At 67.5% G+C, this 19,313-nt stretch carries 19 protein-coding genes; 9 read left to right on the plus strand and 10 right to left on the minus strand.

Annotated elements, in window-relative coordinates; all coding sequences use genetic code 11:
* The coding region (locus WA965_RS24970) for a hypothetical protein (RefSeq protein ID WP_526448180.1) at positions 1 to 215 on the plus strand (215 nt) is incomplete at its 5' end.
* A gap of 134 nt (positions 216 to 349) precedes the next feature.
* On the opposite strand, the gene WA965_RS24975 is transcribed toward WA965_RS24970, so the two are convergent.
* The 6 genes from WA965_RS24975 to WA965_RS25000 all read right to left on the minus strand — a co-directional run bounded on the left by WA965_RS24975 (position 350) and on the right by WA965_RS25000 (position 5,063).
* Positions 350 to 853 (minus strand): hypothetical protein, encoded by a 504-nt coding sequence (locus WA965_RS24975; protein ID WP_526298281.1) that lies wholly within the window; start codon positions 851 to 853, stop codon positions 350 to 352.
* Positions 854 to 886: 33 nt separating this feature from the next.
* A complete protein-coding gene (locus tag WA965_RS24980; protein WP_526298279.1) occupies positions 887 to 1,333 on the minus strand; it encodes a hypothetical protein in 447 nt (148 codons plus the stop codon).
* 40 nt (positions 1,334 to 1,373) lie between these two features.
* Positions 1,374 to 2,315 carry an LLM class F420-dependent oxidoreductase gene (locus WA965_RS24985; RefSeq protein WP_526298277.1) on the minus strand — a complete coding sequence of 314 codons (942 nt, stop codon included), beginning with the start codon at positions 2,313 to 2,315 and terminating at the stop codon, positions 1,374 to 1,376.
* Positions 2,316 to 2,331: 16 nt separating this feature from the next.
* Positions 2,332 to 2,955, minus strand: a complete 624-nt coding sequence (locus WA965_RS24990) for a TIGR03085 family metal-binding protein (RefSeq protein WP_526298275.1) — start codon at positions 2,953 to 2,955, stop codon at positions 2,332 to 2,334.
* A gap of 105 nt (positions 2,956 to 3,060) precedes the next feature.
* On the minus strand, positions 3,061 to 4,443 hold the full coding sequence (locus tag WA965_RS24995; protein WP_526298273.1) for a mycothione reductase: 1,383 nt from the start codon (positions 4,441 to 4,443) through the stop codon (positions 3,061 to 3,063).
* Positions 4,444 to 4,511: 68 nt separating this feature from the next.
* The gene (locus tag WA965_RS25000; RefSeq protein ID WP_526298271.1) at positions 4,512 to 5,063 is read right to left on the minus strand and encodes a hypothetical protein; all 552 of its coding nucleotides are present in this window, start codon (positions 5,061 to 5,063) and stop codon (positions 4,512 to 4,514) included.
* A 319-nt stretch (positions 5,064 to 5,382) separates the two neighbouring features.
* On the opposite strand from WA965_RS25000, the gene dnaK reads away from it, so the two are divergent.
* Genes dnaK through WA965_RS25020 form a run of 4 tightly spaced genes read left to right on the plus strand, consistent with a single transcriptional unit; the run spans position 5,383 to position 9,479 of the window.
* Complete coding sequence (gene dnaK / locus WA965_RS25005; protein WP_526298269.1) at positions 5,383 to 7,248, plus strand: molecular chaperone DnaK; 1,866 nt, start codon at positions 5,383 to 5,385, stop codon at positions 7,246 to 7,248.
* The gene (gene grpE / locus WA965_RS25010) at positions 7,245 to 7,877 is read left to right on the plus strand and encodes a nucleotide exchange factor GrpE (RefSeq protein WP_526298267.1); all 633 of its coding nucleotides are present in this window, start codon (positions 7,245 to 7,247) and stop codon (positions 7,875 to 7,877) included. The genes dnaK and grpE overlap by 4 nt, the downstream gene beginning before the upstream one ends.
* Before the next feature lie 46 nt (positions 7,878 to 7,923).
* Positions 7,924 to 9,117: a molecular chaperone DnaJ gene (dnaJ, locus tag WA965_RS25015; RefSeq protein ID WP_178361222.1), complete on the plus strand. Its 1,194-nt coding sequence runs from the start codon at positions 7,924 to 7,926 to the stop codon at positions 9,115 to 9,117.
* A complete protein-coding gene (locus WA965_RS25020; RefSeq protein ID WP_178361223.1) occupies positions 9,114 to 9,479 on the plus strand; it encodes a heat shock protein transcriptional repressor HspR in 366 nt (121 codons plus the stop codon). The genes dnaJ and WA965_RS25020 overlap by 4 nt, the downstream gene beginning before the upstream one ends.
* A 78-nt stretch (positions 9,480 to 9,557) precedes the next feature.
* On the opposite strand, the gene WA965_RS25025 is transcribed toward WA965_RS25020, so the two are convergent.
* From WA965_RS25025 to WA965_RS25035, 3 genes are read right to left on the minus strand one after another with little or no spacing between them, the layout of a single operon-like run.
* Complete coding sequence (locus tag WA965_RS25025; RefSeq protein ID WP_526298285.1) at positions 9,558 to 10,460, minus strand: aldose 1-epimerase; 903 nt, start codon at positions 10,458 to 10,460, stop codon at positions 9,558 to 9,560.
* A gap of 24 nt (positions 10,461 to 10,484) precedes the next feature.
* Positions 10,485 to 11,651, minus strand: coding sequence for an FAD-binding oxidoreductase (locus WA965_RS25030; RefSeq protein WP_526298264.1), 1,167 nt, complete (start codon positions 11,649 to 11,651; stop codon positions 10,485 to 10,487).
* Between the two features lie 16 nt (positions 11,652 to 11,667).
* Positions 11,668 to 12,684, minus strand: coding sequence for an ABC transporter permease (locus WA965_RS25035; protein ID WP_526448181.1), 1,017 nt, complete (start codon positions 12,682 to 12,684; stop codon positions 11,668 to 11,670).
* A gap of 100 nt (positions 12,685 to 12,784) precedes the next feature.
* Here WA965_RS25035 and WA965_RS25040 point away from each other — a divergent pair, with 100 nt between their 5' ends.
* Entirely contained in the window at positions 12,785 to 13,423 is a 639-nt protein-coding gene (locus tag WA965_RS25040; protein ID WP_526298260.1) for a TetR/AcrR family transcriptional regulator, read from the plus strand.
* Here WA965_RS25040 and WA965_RS25045 read toward each other — a convergent pair.
* The gene (locus tag WA965_RS25045) at positions 13,418 to 14,089 is read right to left on the minus strand and encodes a GAP family protein (RefSeq protein ID WP_526298258.1); all 672 of its coding nucleotides are present in this window, start codon (positions 14,087 to 14,089) and stop codon (positions 13,418 to 13,420) included. The genes WA965_RS25040 and WA965_RS25045 overlap by 6 nt on opposite strands.
* Before the next feature lie 76 nt (positions 14,090 to 14,165).
* Between WA965_RS25045 and WA965_RS25050 the strand changes: the two genes are divergently transcribed.
* The 3 genes from WA965_RS25050 (at position 14,166) to clpB (ending at position 19,203) form a co-directional block, all read left to right on the plus strand.
* Entirely contained in the window at positions 14,166 to 15,566 is a 1,401-nt protein-coding gene (locus WA965_RS25050) for a guanine deaminase (RefSeq protein ID WP_526298256.1), read from the plus strand.
* Positions 15,559 to 16,509 (plus strand): antibiotic biosynthesis monooxygenase, encoded by a 951-nt coding sequence (locus WA965_RS25055; RefSeq protein ID WP_526298254.1) that lies wholly within the window; start codon positions 15,559 to 15,561, stop codon positions 16,507 to 16,509. The genes WA965_RS25050 and WA965_RS25055 overlap by 8 nt, the downstream gene beginning before the upstream one ends.
* Before the next feature lie 147 nt (positions 16,510 to 16,656).
* Positions 16,657 to 19,203 carry an ATP-dependent chaperone ClpB gene (gene clpB, locus WA965_RS25060; RefSeq protein ID WP_526298252.1) on the plus strand — a complete coding sequence of 849 codons (2,547 nt, stop codon included), beginning with the start codon at positions 16,657 to 16,659 and terminating at the stop codon, positions 19,201 to 19,203.
* Positions 19,204 to 19,313: the final 110 nt, after the last annotated feature.

The raw sequence follows: 19,313 nt of genomic DNA on the forward strand, positions 1-19,313 counted from the left end.
CCCGAGCCTCAGCCCACGCCGTCTGCGGAGCCGTCGCCCACGCCAACACAGGAACCGTCGCCGACACAGACGCCCGAGCCTCAGCCCGCGCCGTCCCCCGAACCAGCGCCTTCGCCTTCGCCGGAACCAGAGCCCGAGCCCGAACCTGCGCCGTCGCCGTCGCCGTCCCCCGAACCTGCGCCGTCGCCCGCACCGGAACCGTCAGCTGCGCCTGAACCGGAATCCGCACCCGCCACCGACTGTGTGCCGGGACCCGAGACTGCCTGTTAGGGCGCCGAGCGTGCATCCTGCGTAGCTCGAACGGCATTTTCGCAACCGCGTTTGCACGTTCGCGGCCAGGGATCAGAGGTCAGGGCTCCGGCTCGACCGGCGGCGGTGGAGTCTCGGTCAATGTCTCGGTTTCGGTCTGCGTGACGGTGCTGGTGCTCGTGCTGACCGACGTGCTCGGTGTCGTGGTGGTGGTGGGCGGTGTCGTCGTGGTGGTGGGCGGCGTGGTCGTCGTGGTGGTGGTGGTCGGAGCGGGTTCTGCGGTCGTCGTCGGCGTCGCCGTGTCGGTGACCGTCGCCGGCGGCGCCACCGCGGGAGCCTGAGTCGTGGTCACCGGGGTCAGCGACGTCGTGGTGGTCGTGTCGGAGGTGGAGTCGCCGGTGATGGCCTTGGCGAGGCCGTAGACGACCAGCGCGATGAGCAGCGCGCCGACGGCGCCGAGCGCCACCAGCGCTGCAGGCTTGCGGTACCACGGTGTGTCGCCGGGGGGCGGGGGTGGCTCGTCGTAGGCGCCGTAATTGCTGAGCTGGGTCGGCTCTTCGTCGGAGTAGTTGTTCTGATCGTCAGGAGATCCGTAGCGCGCCACGAATCCCGATAGTAGGCGCTCGCCCCGGCGTTTCTACGGTGCCGGGTAGAGCGTGCGTGTCACGTTCGTTCTGGGCCGGTTACGGGTCGTCCGCGTCTCGGAATCGTCCGGCTCGTCCTCGCGCGTCCTGGGCGGCCGCAGGTTCGGGTTCCGGCTGGGTGACTCCGGCGGAGAAGTCTCGGGGGGCGGTGCCAGGTCGGGGTTGATGTCGGTGGTGACGGGCGGTCGGGTGCTGGTGATCGTCCCGGTCGTGGTGGGCGTCGCCGACCCGGTCTGGGTCGACGTGAACGGCCCGACGTAGTTGATCGGTGCCTGTGTCGGCTCGCTGAACTGCCGGGCGACATAGCTGATGGAGGTGACGATCAGCGCGATCGCGGCCAGAGCTGCGACGCTGGCGCCGAGGACCGTGGACGTGCGGTTGTGCCAGGGGACGGGCGGCGTCTCCCGATCGGCCTCGTCGTCGCGATCCCGGCTGGTCACGGCCACCGATAGTAGCCGCGGCCGCGGGCCCGATGCTCGGTCAGCGGAGCTGGGGGACCACCTCGTCGGCGAAGAACGCGACGTGATCCAGATCCGCCATGTCCAGAAGTTGCAGGTAGACCCGCTGCACACCCGCCTCGATGAAGGGTCCCAGCTTGTCGACGATCTCGCCCGGAGTGCCCACCGCGGGGGAGTTGGTGCGAAGCTCGTCGACCTCCCGGCCGATCGCGGCCGCACGTCGGGTGATCTCGGCGTCGTCGCGACCCGCGCACACCACGAACGCCGCGGAGTAGGTCATCGAGTCCGCCGCGCGGCCCGACTTCTCGACGGCCGCTGCCACCCGCGCGTACTGCGTCTGGAGCGTCTCGAGCGGCACGAACGGGATGTTGAACTCGGCGGCGAACCTCGCCGCCAGCGCCGGTGTCTTCTTCGCGCCGCCGCCGCCGATGATGATCGGCGGGTGGGGGGACTGGGCAGGCTTGGGCAGCGCCGGGGAGTCGGACACGCTGTAGTGCGTTCCGGAGTAGTCAAAGGTCTCACCAGCCGGGGTGGTCCACAGGCCGCTGATGATCTCCAGCTGTTCGGTCAACCGGTCGAAGCGCTCGCCCAGCGGTGGGAAGGGAATGGCGTAGGCGAGGTGCTCGGCTTCGAACCACCCGGCGCCGATACCGAATTCGACACGCCCGCCAGACATTTCGTCGACCTGAGCTACTGAGATGGCCAACGGTCCGGGATGGCGGAAGGTCGCGGACGTGACCATCGTGCCGAGCCGGATCGACGAGGTCTCCCGCGCCAGGCCGGCCAGGGTGACCCACGAGTCCGTCGGACCGGGCAGCCCGTCGCCCGCCATCGCCACGTAGTGGTCCGAGCGGAAGAAGGCGGAGTAGCCCGTGCTCTCCGCGGTCCGGGCCACCGCGAGCTGGTCGGCGTAGGTGGCGCCCTGTTGAGGTTCGACGAAGATTCTGAAATCTACCGAGTGCACGATTTCCAGCCTATGCTCACAGGCCGCCGCGAGACTTCTTCACGGCCTCGACCAGATCGCCGGACCCGTCGAACGTCACCCGCGCTTCGTCGCGACCAGCGGCGAACAGCAGCAACTCCCCGGGGTCACCGGTGACGGTGAGGGTCGGCCCGCGGCCCGCGGTGGCAAGCGTGTCGCCCTGCGGGGTGCGCAGTACCACCTTGGCCGGCGCCTTGCGCATCGTCAGTCGCGACATCATCGCCACCGGTCTGCGCAGGGCCGCCACGGTCTGGTCGTCGACCGGCCGGGGCTCCCAACCGGGCCGCGCACGCCGGACGTCCTCGTGGTGGATGAACATCTCGGCGACGTTGGCGATGGGGTCCAGCAGCTTGAACGGCGAGTACAGCGGTGGCCCGTCGGCGACCTGACTCACCAGCACATCCCAGTCGGTTGATGCCGCCACCTGCTCCTGAACGCGCTCGGTGTAGTCGGCGAACGCCGGGATCAGGATTCCCGGCGCGGCGTCCAGGCGGCGCTCCCGCACCACCAGGTGCGCGGTGAGATCGCGGGCGCTCCAGCCCTCGCACAGGGTCGGCGCGTCAGGAGGTGTCTGCCGGAACGTCGCGACCAGGGCGGCCCGTTCTCGCTGTGCCACGGTCATGTCAGCGGTTCCCTTCTTTTGGTGGCACGCAGTGCGCCATCGAGGTTGATCGCCGCACCGACCGTGGAGAGGTCGGTGCAGTCCTGCGGGAAGTTTCCCACCCGGTCACCGGCATGGGGTCGGCAACCTCGAGTTCAGTAGGGCGTTCTCGACCACTTCGGTCAGCGCCGGATGGATCCAGTAGGGCCGGCGCGCGAGATCGCCGGCTGTGATGCCGAAATTCATCGCCACGACGAAGATCTGGATCAGCGTCGCCGCCTGCTCGCCGAGGATGTGGGCGCCCAGGATCCTGCCGTCGGCATCGGAGAGCACCTTGCACAAACCCGCCCGGTCCTGCATCGCCCACCCGTAGGCGACGTCTGAATACTCGGCCACGCCGACGCGATACGTCAATCCCTCGTCGCGGCAACTCTTCTCGGTGCGTCCGATGGATGCGAGCTGCGGATTGGTGAAGACCGCGGACGGCACCAGGTCGTGGCTGATCGTGTGCAGATCATCGGGGTTCAGCAGATTGTGTTTGACCACCTCCGCTTCCCGGTTGGCGACGTGTTTGAGGGGTACCGGTGTGCTGACATCGCCGAGGGCGAAGATGCCGTCGGCGGTGGTGCGACAGAACGCGTCAGCGACGATCCGGCCGTCGTCGTGGGTGTCGATCCCCGCCCGGTGCACATCGAGGCGGTCGCCGTTGGGTGTCCGTCCCGCGGCGACCAGCAGCATGTCGGCGCGGACCTCCGATCCGTCGTCGAGGTGTATCACCAGATCGCCGGGCTCGCCGGTGATCTCGGCCAGCTCCCGGCCGCACCGCACGTCGTACCGCGATCGGGCTATCTCGGTGTAGGCAGCGCGGATGTCGTCGTCCTGGGGGCCGCCGAGCAGGCGGTCCGACTTCTCGACGATGGTGATCTGACTTCCGGCACTGGCGAATACGTGGGCCAGTTCAGCGGCGATGTACCCGCCGCCCAACACCGCGAGGGTCTTGGGGGCCCTGTCGACACGCATCACCGTGTCGGAGGTCTCGTAGGGCAGACCGGAGTCGGCGACAGGACCCGGCACGACGGGCCGGCCTCCCGCGGCCACCACGATCTGTTCGGCGGCGATCTCGACCGTGCCGTGGTCGGTGGTGACGCTCAGACGCCGGGGTCCGATGAACCGGGCGTGGCCGGCGTAGACCGTGATGAACTCGCTGTCCTCACGGCCGGCCTTCCCGTCATCGGCGACCGCGTCCGTCCTGTCGACGACGCGGTCCCGTAGGTCAGGCCATCGCAGCCTCAGGAAGGTGGCGTCGAGGTCGAACTCGTCGGAAGCGGCGACGGTGTCGGCGACGTCGGCGGTGTAGGCGAGCATCTTGGACGGAATGCATCCGTAGTTGACGCAGGTGCCGCCGAACTTGCGTTCCTCGACGATCGCGACGTCGAGATCGGCGAATCGGTCGTCGACGACCATGTTCCCCGACCCCGCGCCGATGACGATCAAGTCATGTGTGCGCATCGGCACTGCTGTTCCACCGGGTGTTCGGCGTCAAACCTCGCCTCTGATGAAGGGTCGGTGACGGCGGATCAGAAGCCCTCTACCCCTTCGACCCTGACGAGCATCCCGCGTCCGGTGCCGTCGTTGGTGAACCGCGTGCCGTCCTCGCTGGCGTCGATCGTCCAACCGACCGCCGAGTATGTCTGGTAGTCCAGGGTGACTGCCGGGATGGCGCCCAAATTGCCCAGCGCCCAACTGATCTGGCCGCCTGCACTGACGCGTACCCCGGTGGCGGGCATACCTTCGATCTCAGGAGCGTCGGTGAAGGGCGCCTCGCAGGCGACTTCCTGCTGGTTGAGCTGGCAGCGGGTCTTGCCGGATTTCGTCTGGATGAACACGAAGCCGTTCTGGGGTTGGAGCACCTCGCCGCCGGACCCGGGGGGAGTCGACGGCGCCGAGGGCGGCGGCGGGTCGATCGTCGGAGCGGGTGCCTGGGTTGGTCTGCTCGGGCGCGGAGTGGGGAACTCGGGTTCGGCGAACGAGTCCGGTTCACGGGTGGCCGTGCCGTCGACCATCGACTGACAACCGGCGAGCACCGCGGTGCAGGCGAGCACTCCCGCAACAACCAGCCGCCGCTTCATTGAGCCCAGAATACGCAGCGTGTGGCGGAAGTGACGGAAGTGACGCGCGAGTTGTGCCCTGGGGTCGCCGACTGTGACACCAGGGCTGTGGTCGGCCGCGGAATCGCGACCCGGAACGCTATTCCGCGGAGAGAGGGGAGTCCGCCCGGGAACAAATCCCGCAGATACCCCGTTGACCAATTCGATAGTTGAGTCACACAGACTCAAGTCTGGTTGACACCGGGGCACTGGTGGAGGCAGTCTTGAGCGCGGTGCACTCAGTGCTATTGAGTGCAGTGCACTCGTGACCAATGATTCGTCTATTCAGGAGGCAGTAACTATGGCTCGTGCGGTCGGTATCGACCTCGGGACCACCAACTCCGTCGTCGCAGTGCTGGAGGGTGGCGACCCCGTTGTCGTCGCCAACTCCGAGGGCTCTCGGACCACTCCGTCGGTCGTCGCGTTCGCGCGCAACGGCGAGGTGCTGGTGGGTCAGCCCGCCAAGAACCAGGCAGTGACCAACGTCGACCGGACCATCCGTTCGGTCAAGCGTGAGATCGGCACCGAATGGTCCGTCAACATCGACGACAAGAACTACTCACCGCAGGAGATCAGCGCGCGCATCCTGCAGAAGCTCAAGCGTGACGCCGAGAGCTACCTGGGCGAGGACATCCAGGATGCGGTCATCACGGTGCCCGCGTACTTCAACGACGCCCAGCGTCAGGCCACCAAGGACGCCGGCCAGATCGCCGGGCTGAACGTGCTGCGCATCGTCAACGAGCCGACCGCAGCAGCCCTGGCCTACGGCCTGGACAAGGGCGAGAAGGAACAGACCATCCTGGTGTTCGACCTGGGCGGTGGCACCTTCGACGTGTCGCTGCTCGAGATCGGCGAGGGCGTCGTCGAGGTGCGGGCCACCTCCGGTGACAACCACCTCGGTGGCGACGACTGGGACGACCGGATCGTCGAATGGCTCGTCGACAAGTTCAAGGCCAGCAGCGGTATCGACCTGACCAAGGACAAGATGGCGATGCAGCGGCTTCGTGAGGCCGCCGAGAAGGCGAAGATCGAACTGTCGAGCTCGCAGAGCACGTCGATCAACCTGCCCTACATCACCGTCGACGCCGACAAGAACCCGCTGTTCCTCGACGAGCAGCTGACCCGCTCGGAGTTCCAGCGCATCACCCAGGATCTCCTGGATCGCACCCGCAAGCCGTTCCAGCAGGTCATCAAGGACGCCGGCATCGCGGTGGGCGACATCGACCACGTGGTGCTCGTCGGCGGTTCCACCCGCATGCCCGCGGTGTCCGATCTGGTCAAGGAGATGACCGGCGGCCAGGAGCCCAACAAGGGCGTCAACCCCGACGAGGTCGTCGCGGTGGGCGCAGCGCTGCAGGCCGGCGTGCTCAAGGGTGAGGTGAAAGATGTTCTGCTGCTTGATGTCACACCGCTGAGTCTCGGAATCGAGACCAAGGGTGGCGTGATGACCAAGCTGATCGAGCGCAACACCACGATCCCGACGAAGCGTTCGGAGACCTTCACCACGGCCGATGACAATCAGCCTTCGGTGCAGATCCAGGTGTTCCAGGGTGAGCGCGAAATCGCTTCGCACAACAAGCTGCTCGGTTCCTTCGAGCTGACCGGTATCCCGCCGGCCCCCCGCGGCGTGCCGCAGATCGAGGTCACCTTCGACATCGACGCCAACGGCATCGTGCACGTCACCGCCAAGGACAAGGGCACCGGCAAGGAGAACACGATCCGCATCCAGGAGGGCTCCGGCCTGTCCCAGGAAGAGATCGACCGGATGATCAAGGACGCCGAGTCGCACGCCGAGGAAGACCGCAAGCGTCGCGAAGAGGCCGATGTCCGCAACCAGGCCGAGTCGCTGGTCTATCAGACGGAGAAGTTCGTCAAGGAACAGCGTGAAGCCGAAGGCGGATCGAAGGTCCCCGAGGACACCTTGACCAAGGTCGACGGCGCGATCGCCGAGGCCAAGACGGCGCTCGCCGGCACCGACATCGCCGCGATCAAGGCGGCCATGGAGAAGCTGGGTGAGGAGAGCCAGGCCCTGGGCCAGGCGATCTACGAGGCGACTCAGGCAGAGCAGGCCTCGGGCGGAGGCGACGGCGATGCCACCGGCAACGCCGGATCCAACGATGACGTCGTCGACGCCGAAGTTGTTGAGGACGACCAGGAGCGCAAGTGAGTTCCGCCGATCACGACCGGTCGGGCGAACGCGACGAGCCGATCACCGTCACCGACAAGCGCCGGATAGATCCGGAAACGGGTCAGGTGCGAGACAACGCGGCAGCCGGACCGGCCCCCAGTGGGCCGGGTCCGGAGGCGCCCAACGTCTCTGAGGAATCTCAGAACGAGGCGGCCGAGTTGATCGCCGACCTGCAACGCGTGCAGGCCGACTTCGCGAACTATCGCAAGCGGGCTCTGCGCGATCAGCAGGTGGCGACCGAACGGGCCAAGGCGCACGTGGTGACCCAGTTGCTACCGGTTCTCGACGATCTCGACCGGGCACGGACGCACGGCGACCTCGACTCGGGGCCGCTGAAGTCGGTCGCCGACAAGCTGGTCGGGGTTCTCGACGGGCTGGGTCTGGCGGCCTTCGGCACCGAGGGTGAGGATTTTGATCCCGCGCTGCACGAGGCCGTCCAGCACGAGGGCGACGGCTCGCACTCGGTGATCGGGACCGTGATGAGGCGGGGTTACAAGGTCGGTGAACACGTGATCCGCCACGCCATGGTGGGTGTCGTCGACACCGTTCCCGACGCGACCGGGGACGGCAATGCCGACTCCGGGGCGGAACAGCCCGCAGAATCGTAGGAACTGAACCATAAACATCGACGAGCAGGTGAGGAGGTGACCCGAAATGGCCCAGCGAGAGTGGGTTGAGAAGGACTTCTACAAGGAGCTCGGCGTCACCTCCGACGCCGATGAAAAGGAGATCAAGCGGGCCGCCCGCAAGATTCTCTCGGAGAACCACCCCGACCGGAACCCCGGCAACACCGCGGCCGAAGAGCGGTACAAGGCCGCGTCGGAAGCCAAGGAAGTGCTCACGGATTCCGCGAAGCGCAAGGAGTACGACGAAACCCGCCGGCTGTTCGCAGGCGGCGGGTTCGGTCGGGGTCGCTACGGCGGTGGCGGTGGCGGCGGTGGTTTCGGTGGCTTCAGCGGTGCCGGGGACGGTCAGGAGTTCAATCTCAACGACCTCTTCGACGCTGCCGGTCAGACCGGCGGCGCCAACATCGGCGACCTGTTCGGCGGGCTGTTCGGCCGGGGCGCTCAACAGCCTCGACCGTCCCGGCCACGTCGGGGCAACGATCTCGAGACCGAGACCGAGCTGAGCTTCCTGGAAGCCACCAAGGGCGTGGCCATGCCGCTTCGCCTGACCAGCCCGGCCCCGTGCACCAACTGCCACGGCAGCGGTGCCCGTCCGGGCACCAGCCCGAAGGTCTGCGCCAACTGCAACGGCGCGGGCGTCGTGAGCCGGAACCAGGGGGCGTTCGGATTCTCCGAGCCGTGCACGGAATGCCGTGGCAGCGGGTCGATCATCGAGAACCCGTGCGACGAGTGCAAGGGCACCGGCGTCACCACCCGCACCCGCACCATCAACGTGCGGATACCACCGGGCGTGGAGGACGGTCAGCGGATCAGGCTGGCCGGGCAGGGTGAGGCCGGCTTGCGTGGCGCTCCCTCCGGCGACCTGTACGTGACCGTACATGTCAAGCCGGACAAGGTGTTCGGCCGCAACGGCGATGATCTCACCGTGACGGTGCCGGTCAGCTTCCACGAATTGGCCTTGGGGACCACGCTTTCGGTGCCGACGCTGGAAGGCAAGGTCGGGGTCAGGGTGCCCAAGGGCACGTCGGACGGCCGCATCCTGAGGGTGCGCGGCCGCGGTGTGCCGAAGCGGTCCGGGGGTCATGGCGACCTGCTGGTCACCGTCAAGGTGGCGGTGCCGCCGAACCTCGAAGGTGAAGTGGCCGAGGCTCTCGAGGCCTACGCCAAAGCTGAGCGCGCGAGCGGGTTCGACCCGCGGGCGGGTTGGGCCGGGACGCTGTGAGCGCCAACCGCCGGGACGAGGCCAGGACGTTTCTGATCTCGGTGGCCGCCGAACTGGCGGGCATGCACGCACAGACGCTGCGGACCTACGACCGGCTCGGCCTGGTCAGCCCGCAGCGCAGTTCCGGCGGTGGCCGGCGCTATTCGGAACGCGACGTCGATCTGCTCCGCGAGGTGCAGCGGCTGTCGCAGGACGAGGGTGTCAACCTCGCAGGGATCAAGCGGATCATCGAGCTGACCAATCAGGTCGAGGCGCTGCAGGCGCGGGTCCGTGAACTGAGCCAGGAAGTCGAACAGTTGCGGGCGCAACCGCGTGCGAAGAGCACCGCGCTGGTCGTGTGGCAGCCCCGCCACCAACGCTGAGATCCGCCGGAATTGCATTCCAGCAGGGCCCTTCTCGGGTTTTGTCTGCTGGAATGCAATTCCGGCGCAGGGTCGGCGCTAGGTGACTGTGATCCGGAACTGAGCGGTCGCGGACTCCCCGGGCTGCACCACGTGATACCCGCCGCGGCGCAGCGCGTCGGTGGGTGCGGCCATCGGCTCGAAGCACACCACATCATCGTCGCCGGGCGCGAACACCTGGGCCGCGGTGAACCCTTCGTCGAAGTGCACCTCGATGCGCCGGCCTCCACCCGAGAGGGCGAACACCGAGCCGGGCACAACCTCGTCGTAGCCGTCGTCGATGAACTTGTCGCCCAATGCCTCCGAGCTCGCCGGACGATCTTCCACGCGGCCGGTGGGGATGCCCCACGCGTTCACCGGCTGGTAGCGCATGGCGGGTGTCTCGATCTGCCACTGCGCCCGCGGGACACCCGGCAGTTGCAGGTAGGGGTGGAAACCGAAGCACAGCGGCACCCGCGAACCCGTGGTCGCCGAGACGGTGGTCTTCACCGTCAGCGTGCGGTCCAGCAGCGTGACGTCCAACGTCAGCAGGTGCGGGAACGGGAACGTCGCCAGCAGCGCCGGGCGCGCCGCGAAGTCCAACTCGGCCGTCAGCTGCGACTCCAGCAGGGTCGTGACGTTCCAGTCCGGGTAGGCGGCCAACGTTCCGTGGATCGGCACACCGTGCTGGTCGGTGCGCACGCCGCCGGTGCCCGGGGTCAGCGTCACAACGGCCCCGTCGACTCCGTAGCCGTTGCTGCTGAGCCGGTTCGCCCACGGGTACAGGATGGGAATGCCCATGGTCTTGCCGTTGGAGACGTAGCCCTGCACGCCGCGGCGCTGGCCCAGCAGTTCCACGCCGTCGTCGGTCAGCGACGAGGCGACCATGCCTGCTATCGGAACGTAGGTGGCGGTCAGCGCCGATGCCGGATCGCGGAGCGTGACGGTCTCGAACTCGTCCATGAGAGTCGATCCTGCCACGTGAATTCAGCTTGCCAACGGGTCGTGCAGAATTCGTTCGGTGGGCGCGCCTTTGGCGACCAGTGCCGCCTTGGTGGCCTGCACCATCTCCGGCCTGCCGCACAGCAGGATCTGACGATCGCTCCAGTTGCCGTACCGGGTGACGACCTCGGGCAATCTGCCGGTCTGCCGCACGTGCAACCCGCGCGGCGGCGTCACGTCGGGGTAGTCGGCAGCCCACCGCGGGTCGGTCTTGAACTCCGACACCGGCGTCACCGACAGCCACGGGTTCGTCGACGCGATCTCCCAGAGCGTGCGCAGGTCGTACAGCTCGCACGGGAATCGCGCCCCGAAGAACAGGTGGACTCTGGGGTTGTCCCCAAACCTGCTGAGATCCATGATCAGCGCCCGCAGTGGCGCCAGCCCGGTCGAGCCCGCCACCATCAACACGTCGCCGGCGTCGCGGTCGATGTGCATCGCTCCGTGCGGATTGGACAGCCGCCACCGATCGCCCGGGCGGGCTTCGCCGACGATCGCTGTGCTCACCATCCCACCGGGCACCGAGCGGACGTGGAACTCGACGTAGCCTGCGGGGTCGGCGGGGATCGACGGGCTCAGGTAGCGCCACCGCAGCGGCCACTGCGGGACCTGGACGGGGAGGTACTGGCCCGGCAGATAGGTGAGGGGATGATCCATCTTCAGCCGGATGATCGAGACGTCACGGGTGGGCCGCAGATGTTCGAGCACGGTGCCGTCGCCGAACGGCGGGCTGGTCTCGGCGTCGGCGGCACCGCTCATCACGCCGACCATCAGCTCCACCACGTCCTTGACGGCTTCGTTCAGCCGGCGGTCCCAGCTGTCGGCGAGATGGGATCGCAGGGTGGTGAGCAGGGCCTGCTGCAGGGTGACGTAGTGCTGCGGGGTGACGCCGTACTTGCGGTGGTCGCGGCCCAGTTGCGCGAGGAACGCGACCGGCTCCTCGGCGCGCTGGGCGATGAGTTCGTCACACAGCCAGCGCAGCGCGTGGGCGAAGACGGTGCGCTGTTTCTCCATATCCGGCGGGAACAGGTCCCGGGCCGACAGATCGGAGCCGAACCAGCGGCTGTAGACCTCGCGTACCAGCGTTGCTGAGCCGCGGTCGGGGTCGACCGCATCCCTGAGGATGCGCATCGAGTCGCGGTCTTCGAGTCCCACGCCGCACGATCCTAAGTCACTGCGGCGCCGACTTCCGCTGGCGCAGCGCAGCGATGACGATCAGCAACGTTCCGGCCAGTGTCCAACCCGCGAGCACGATGAGTGCGGTGGTCGCGCCGGCCCCGTCGAATGCCGCGGCCGAGCGCAGCAGCGTTGCGCTGGCGCCCTGGGGCAGGAGTTGGCCGAACTGTCCCCATCCGGCAGGCAGCATCTCCGGCGCGCTGCCCAATCCCGACAGTGGATTGCCGACCAGAAGGGCCAGGAGGCTGCCGATCGCGAGACCGGCCTTACCGAACATCGAGCCGAGGCCCAACACCGTGAGCAGCGCGGCCGCCACCCCGAGCGTCAGTGCTGCCGCGACACCCCAGAAGTTCTGGTCGACGGATCCGAAGACGAAGCGCAGCAGGGCGGCGATGGTGACCCCGGCGAGACCGGCGAAGACGAGCGCCGCGGCGAGCCGGGTCCAGATCTCCCGCCGCAGCAGGAGCACCAGCGCGAATGCCGGAAGTAGCCCGGCCAGGGTCAGCGGCAGCGCCGATGCCGCGATCCCGGCCCCTCGCGGATCCCGCGATGGCAGCGGGGCGAGATCTTCGGTTCTCAGCGACATGCCGGTCCGTTGGCCGAGTTCGGTCCCGAGTCCGGTGAGCAGTTGCGCGACGGCGGGGCTGCTGCCCGTGGCGATCAGCAGCGTCGCGGGTCCACCCGGTTGCGACGGCAGCGCGATGCCGCCGTAGACGTCACGGTTTCTGATCGCGTCGGTCAGCGCGGTGGCGCTGGGGTATGAGGTGACCTCGAACGCGCCGGGTCGCGCCTGATCCAGCATTGACGCGATCTGACCGTCGGCGGCGTCGGCGCCTGCGACGCCGATCGGCACGTCGTGCGGGCCCGAATGGACCGCCGGAAGTGCGAATGCGATCGCCAGGATCGCCAACACCGCCGTGATGCCGACGACGACAGCCGCCGCACGCGCTGCGGCGGGCGGTTCATGCGCGGGTGTGGCGTGGCGGGTGCGTTGCGGACTCGTCGTGATCATGACCCAACCTCTTTTCATTGCCTGTTGAATTAACGCCTGAACCGACGGTAACGCCTTGCGGGCAATAATTCAACAGCGGTTGAAATGGTAGCGTCGCGACATGGCTGGAGCGGCGAAAGCAGTCCGGCGCCGAGGCCGACGTCAGGGTGAGCCGGTGTCCAAGGACGCCGTGTTGTCCGCGGCTAAGGCACGCTTTGCCGCCGACGGTTATGAGAAGACGACGTTGCGAGCGATCGCCGACGACGCCAGGGTCGACGCTGCGATGGTGCTCTATCTCTTCGGATCCAAGGATCAACTATTTCGCGAATCCCTTCGGCTGATCATCGATCCAGGAGTGCTGGTCGCCGCTCTCAACGGCGCCGACGATGACGAGACCGATGTCGGAGCCCGGATGGTGCGGACCTACCTCGGCGTCTGGGAGGCCCCGGACACCGCGTCGACGATGCGAACCATGCTGGCGTCGGCCACATCGAATCCCGACGCCCACGCCGCTTTTCGCGGCTTCATGCAGAACTACGTGCTGACCGCGGTGTCCGGTGTACTCGGTGGTGACGAGCAGGCGAGGCTGCGAGCCCTGCTGGCGGCGAGCAGCCTGGTGGGCACGGCGATGTTGCGTTATCTGATCTGTGTGCCGCCGCTGTCGGAGCTACCCGCCGAGGATGTGGTGCGACTGGTGGCGCCGACCGTCACCCGTTACCTGACCGCCGACGCCGACGAACTCGGGCTGCCTGACCTATAGCGCGTGAATGCCTTTGTACAGCACCAGAAGACCGATGACGATGAAGATCGCGGCGACCAGCGCGGCATGCTGGCGTTCCATCCAGTCCTTGAGCCGGTTCAGCGCGGGGTCCAGACGTTCGCCCGAGACCGCGTATCCGAGGATCGGCAGGGCGACCGTGGAGGCGGCAACGGCGACATACCAGAGCTCGGCGAACCATACCGCCGGTGTTCCCAGTCCCGATGAGCCGATCGCCAAACCCGCTGCGGCGCAGATGAACAGGACCTTGGGATTCATCACCGTCAGCGCTGCCGCGGTGGCGGCCGCCTTGCCGGGAGTCAGCGAGCTCATCCGGGTCATCCAGCCGGGCATGTGCTCGGACTTCTTCCGGGTCGCCCACCGGTAGCCACCCAACCCGATCAGCGCCACGCCCACGACGATGCGCAGCCACGACGCCCAGCTCGGCGGACTGTTGCCGATCCCGCCGACGAGATTGGAGCCGATCAGGAACAACCCGGTCAGCAGCGCCAGGCCAACGAGCCAGCCGGCGAGGAACGCCAGCCCGGTGGGTCTGGGCCGTGGTGTGTGCAACACCAGCACCGCCGGGATGATCGACAGCGGTGACAGCGCCACCACCAACGCGAGCGGGATGAGCTCGGTCAGAATCGCTCCCCAGTTACCTGACACCGGCTGAACCTAGCAAGGTGTGGCGAGGATCGGCGCTTGAACCTCGGGAACCGGTTGCCGTGGGTATCGTCAGCCCATGACCCAGGTGCATCTCGGGCACGTCTTCCATCTTGCTGGGCAGCCCGGGGTGAGCGATTCGGTCGCGGCGCTGGTGTCGGTACCCGATGGCGCTCTGGTGGTCGACGCCGACGGCCGGATCGCGTTCTGCGGCGAGCGCACCGACCTGCCGGCCCAGTACGGGTCTGCGACGGAGCACGACCACCGGCCCGGGTTTCTGCTCCCGGGGTTCGTCGACACCCACATCCACTTTCCGCAGACCTACGCCGGCGACTCCTACGGCGGCGGCCAACTGTTGGAATGGCTCGACCAGTGCATCTTTCCGGCCGAATCCCGCCTGGCTGATCCGGAGTTCGCCCGGCAGGCCGCCGCCGAGTTCTGCGACCGCCGGATCGGCGCGGGAACCACCGCGGCGATGGTCTTCGGCTCGGCGTTTCCCCAGGCCCAGGACGCGCTTTTTGCCGAGACGCAGCGACGCGGCCTACGCATCGTCAGCGGTCGCGGCATCCAGACCGTCGGTCCCGACAGCGCCGCGGCGTTGATCACCTCGGAAGAGGACGCACTGCGGCTGACTCGGGAGGAGATCGACAGGTGGCACGCGGCTGACACCGGAGACGTGGCGACTGCGCTGCTGCACGTGGCCATCGTCCCGAGGTTCTCGCTGTCGGTCACCGCCGAGACTCTGGAAAACCTTGGGGAACTCTATGATTCGGTGCGCGATCGCGGTGTCTACGTACACTCGCACCTCAACGAGAACAACCGGCCCGGAACCGGCGAGGTGGACTCGGTGCTGCAGACCTATCAGGTCGACAGCTACCTCGACACCTACGACGGGAAGTTCCTGCCGGGCTCGCAGGTCGGCGGGAAGAGCCTGCTGGGTCGACGCACCATCCTCGCTCACTGCGTGCACTGTCAGGACGCAGAACTGCAGCGGATGGCCGAGACGGGAACCTCGATCTCGCACTGTCCGGTGTCGCAACTGTTTCTCGGCTCCGGGACGATGCCGTGGCGTCGCACCGTCGCCTCCGGTGTGAACATCTCGGCCGGAACGGATTTCGGCGCTGGTGATGAATGGCTGATCCCGCGGGTCCTCGGTGATGCGTTCAAGGTCCACATCACTGAGGCCGACGAGGCGGGGGTCTCCATGCACCCCGCCGAGATGCTGTTCGTCGGCACCCTCGCCGGTGCGCGGGCACTGGACATGGAGGACCGGTTCGGCAACTTCGACGTCGGTAAAGAGGCGGACTTCGTGGTGGTGGACCCGTCGCGCACCCCCGCACTGGCCAACGCGATCGTGCGCGGCGTCCGCTCCTCCGATGGCGACATGGCACGTGATCAGACGCTTTTTGCGTTGTTGATGGGGATCCGGGAGTCCTCGATCGCCCAGGTCTACGTGCAGGGTCGTCGCGTCGATGGGTGAGGCGACCGCGGTCACCGTCTTCCATCCGGTCGACGACGCGGCGGGCTTCGGTCGATGGTCGCAGGAGCTGTTGGCCTCAGCCGAGGCGGCGGCGGGTCACGTGGCGGGGCACCTTTCGGCCTGTGCCGATGCAGCGCTGGATTGTGCTGTCGCCGTGACGTTTTCCGACGACGTCCAGCTGGACCGCTGGCTCGACAGCCCACAGCGCAGTGAACTGCTCGGAGAGGGCCGGGCGCGCGGTTACCCGAGGTGTTCGGGCGACCTCATCTTCACCGACGACGGCCCACTGGCCGGCGGCGTAGGAGTGTTCCGCCATGCCGTCGCGGCGGGCAAGGAGGTCGATTTCGAGGCGATGGAGGTACGCCTGGCGCTCGCCGCCGCCGACCTGCCCGGGTACGAGGGGACCGTTCTCCTGCCGCCGGACCGGCAGGGCGAATGGATCTCGATGGTGCGGTTCCGGACGGGGGCGCAACTGTCGGAGTGGATGCGCTCGACGGAACGGTCCGACGCGCTGCCGGGACTGCGCTCGACCCTGCGCAAAGAGTTCTCGTCCGCGTCCAACACCACTCCGTTCGCCACCACGGTGCGGATCGAGGGCGGCCGAACGCTGATGACGCCGAACTGGAAGTCGGCGATGCTGGTGCTGCTGGTCCTCTACCCGACGGTGATGCTGCTGTCACGGTTCGTCGGGCCGGTTCTCGACGACGTCGGCGCCGAACCCTGGTTGGCATTGTGGATCAGCCAGATCGTCAGCGTGGTGGCGATGCAGTGGTGGCTGATGCCCGCAGCATCCCGACCGTTTCGTCGGTGGCTGGACCCGGTCGACGGCAGAGGAGCGCGCATCAGCCTCACCGGGGCGGTGGCGATCGCAGTGATTTACGCGGTGACCCTGACCGTGTTTGCGACGGTGCGCGAGCTGCAGTTCTGGGACTACGCGGGTTGATGCCCGCCAGGGGCCTAAGTCCCTAGTGGAGCGGTTGCCAAAAAAGTTAAAGTTGAGCGGAACAGACTCAACCTTGACTGCGTTGAACAACCCGAGAAGCATTTCACGGGCCGTGATGTGGCCCCCTGTCCATGAAAGGGAGGTGTCGTGGACTCCTTCAATCCGACGACCAAGACCCAGGCGGCGCTGACCGCGTCGCTGCAGGCCGCGACAGCGGCAGGCAATCCGCAGATCGCGCCCGCTCATCTGTTGATGGCGCTGCTGACCCAGAACGAGGGCATCGCCGCGCCGTTACTCGAAGCCGTCGGAGTTGATCCTGCGACCATCCGCACCGAGACCCAGCGACTGCTGGACCGGTTGCCGAGCGCGACCGGTTCGGCGTCCCAGCCGCAGTTGTCCCGTGAGTCACTCGCGGCCATCACGGCTGCCCAGCAGCTCGCCACCGAGATGGACGACGAGTACGTCTCCACCGAGCATCTGCTGGTCGGCCTGGCCACCGGTGACGGTGACACCGCCAAGCTGCTGACCGGCCACGGCGCGTCACCACAGGCGCTGCGCGAAGCGTTCGTCAAGGTGCGCGGCAGTGCGCGCGTCACCAGCGCCGACCCGGAAGCGACCTACCAGGCGTTGGAGAAGTACTCCACCGACCTGACCGCCGCTGCCCGCGAAGGCAAGCTGGACCCGGTCATCGGCCGCGACAACGAGATTCGCCGGGTGGTCCAGGTGTTGAGCCGCCGCACGAAGAACAACCCGGTGCTCATCGGCGAGCCCGGTGTCGGCAAGACCGCGATCGTCGAGGGCCTGGCCCAGCGCATCATCGCCGGCGATGTTCCGGAGAGCCTGCGCGACAAGACCGTCGTCTCCCTCGACATGGGGTCGATGGTGGCCGGTGCCAAGTTCCGCGGTGAGTTCGAAGAGCGGCTCAAGGCCGTCCTCGACGACATCAAGAACTCGGCCGGCCAGGTCATCACCTTCATCGACGAACTGCACACCATCGTCGGCGCCGGTGCCACCGGCGAGGGCGCCATGGACGCGGGCAACATGATCAAACCCATGCTGGCCCGCGGTGAGCTGCGGATGGTCGGCGCCACCACGCTCGAGGAGTACCGCAAGTACATCGAGAAGGACGCCGCCCTCGAGCGTCGTTTCCAGCAGGTGCTGGTCGGCGAGCCGTCGGTGGAGGACACCGTCGGAATCCTGCGGGGACTCAAGGACCGCTACGAGGTGCACCACGGCGTCCGGATCACCGACTCCGCGCTGGTGGCCGCGGCGACCCTGTCGGACCGCTACATCACGTCGCGCTTCCTGCCGGACAAGGCCATCGACCTGGTCGACGAGGCCGGATCCCGGCTGCGGATGGAGATCGACTCCCGTCCCGTCGAGATCGACGAGGTGGAGCGTCTGGTGCGTCGCCTCGAGATCGAGGAGATGGCGCTGGCCAAAGAAGAGGACGCGGCGTCGAAGGAACGTCTGGAGAAGCTGCGTGCCGAGTTGGCGGATCACAAGGAGAAGCTGGCCGAACTGACCACGCGCTGGCAGAACGAGAAGGGTGCCATCGACGTCGTCCGCGACCTCAAGGAGCAACTGGACCACATGCGCGGCGAGTCCGAGCGGGCCGAGCGTGACGGCGACCTGGCCAAGGCCGCCGAGCTGCGGTACGGGCGGATCCCCGAGATCGAGAAGAAGCTCGAGGCCGCACTGCCGCATGCCGAGGCGCAGGAGAACGTGATGCTCAAGGAGGAGGTCGGCCCCGACGACATCGCCGAGGTGGTCGAGGCCTGGACAGGTATCCCGGCCGGACGGTTGCTCGAGGGCGAGACGGCCAAGCTGCTGCGGATGGAGGACGAGCTGGGCAAGCGCGTCGTCGGCCAGCGCAAGGCGGTCGCCGCGGTGTCCGATGCCGTGCGCCGCAGCCGGGCCGGGGTGGCCGACCCGAACCGTCCCACAGGCTCGTTCCTGTTCCTCGGACCGACCGGCGTCGGCAAGACCGAGTTGGCGAAGGCGCTGGCCGATTTCCTGTTCGACGACGAACGGGCGATGGTCCGCATCGACATGAGCGAGTACGGCGAGAAGCACTCCGTCGCGCGCCTGGTCGGGGCGCCTCCGGGGTACGTCGGCTACGACCAGGGTGGTCAGCTCACCGAACTGGTTCGTCGCAGGCCGTACTCCGTGGTGCTGTTCGACGAGGTCGAGAAGGCGCACCCGGACGTGTTCGACGTGCTGCTGCAGGTGCTCGACGAGGGCAGGCTCACCGACGGCCAGGGCCGCACGGTGGACTTCCGCAACACCATCCTGATCCTGACATCCAACCTCGGGTCGGGCGGCACAGAAGAGCAGGTCATGGCTGCGGTGCGCTCGGCGTTCAAGCCGGAGTTCATCAACCGCCTCGACGACGTCATCATCTTCGACGGGCTCAACCCCGAGGAGCTGGTGCAGATCGTCGATATCCAGCTGGCTCAGCTGCAGAAGCGGCTGGCGCAGCGGAGGTTGACGCTCGAGGTGTCGCTGCCCGCGAAGAAGTGGCTGGGCGATCGCGGATTCGACCCGCTCTACGGGGCGCGGCCACTGCGCCGGTTGGTGCAGCAGGCCATCGGTGATCAGCTGGCCAGGATGCTGCTGGCGGGTGAGGTGCACGACGGTGACGTGGTGCCGGTCAACCTCAGCGCGGACGGTGATTCGCTGATCCTGGGCTGAGGCCCCATCGTCGCCGGAATTGCGTTCCAGCAGGTCTCCACGGGTTGTTTCAGAATTCGTGGTGGGGACGGCATGTCTTACCGGGGGTTGTGGTGGGTGCGGTTTTGGAT

The sequence above is a fragment of the Mycobacterium sp. genome (assembly GCF_049683935.1).
Taxonomy (GTDB): Bacteria; Actinomycetota; Actinomycetes; order Mycobacteriales; family Mycobacteriaceae; genus Mycobacterium.

Coding starts and splice junctions, on each gene's coding strand:
- WA965_RS24990 (WP_526298275.1), bottom strand. CDS start 2,955: ATGACCGTGGCACAGCGAGAACGGGCCGCCCTGGTCGCGACGTTCCGG.
- WA965_RS24995 (WP_526298273.1), bottom strand. CDS start 4,443: ATGCGCACACATGACTTGATCGTCATCGGCGCGGGGTCGGGGAACATG.
- WA965_RS25000 (WP_526298271.1), bottom strand. CDS start 5,063: ATGAAGCGGCGGCTGGTTGTTGCGGGAGTGCTCGCCTGCACCGCGGTG.
- dnaK (WP_526298269.1), top strand. CDS start 5,383: ATGGCTCGTGCGGTCGGTATCGACCTCGGGACCACCAACTCCGTCGTC.
- dnaJ (WP_178361222.1), top strand. CDS start 7,924: ATGGCCCAGCGAGAGTGGGTTGAGAAGGACTTCTACAAGGAGCTCGGC.
- WA965_RS25025 (WP_526298285.1), bottom strand. CDS start 10,460: ATGGACGAGTTCGAGACCGTCACGCTCCGCGATCCGGCATCGGCGCTG.
- WA965_RS25035 (WP_526448181.1), bottom strand. CDS start 12,684: ATGATCACGACGAGTCCGCAACGCACCCGCCACGCCACACCCGCGCAT.
- WA965_RS25040 (WP_526298260.1), top strand. CDS start 12,785: ATGGCTGGAGCGGCGAAAGCAGTCCGGCGCCGAGGCCGACGTCAGGGT.
- WA965_RS25050 (WP_526298256.1), top strand. CDS start 14,166: ATGACCCAGGTGCATCTCGGGCACGTCTTCCATCTTGCTGGGCAGCCC.
- WA965_RS25055 (WP_526298254.1), top strand. CDS start 15,559: ATGGGTGAGGCGACCGCGGTCACCGTCTTCCATCCGGTCGACGACGCG.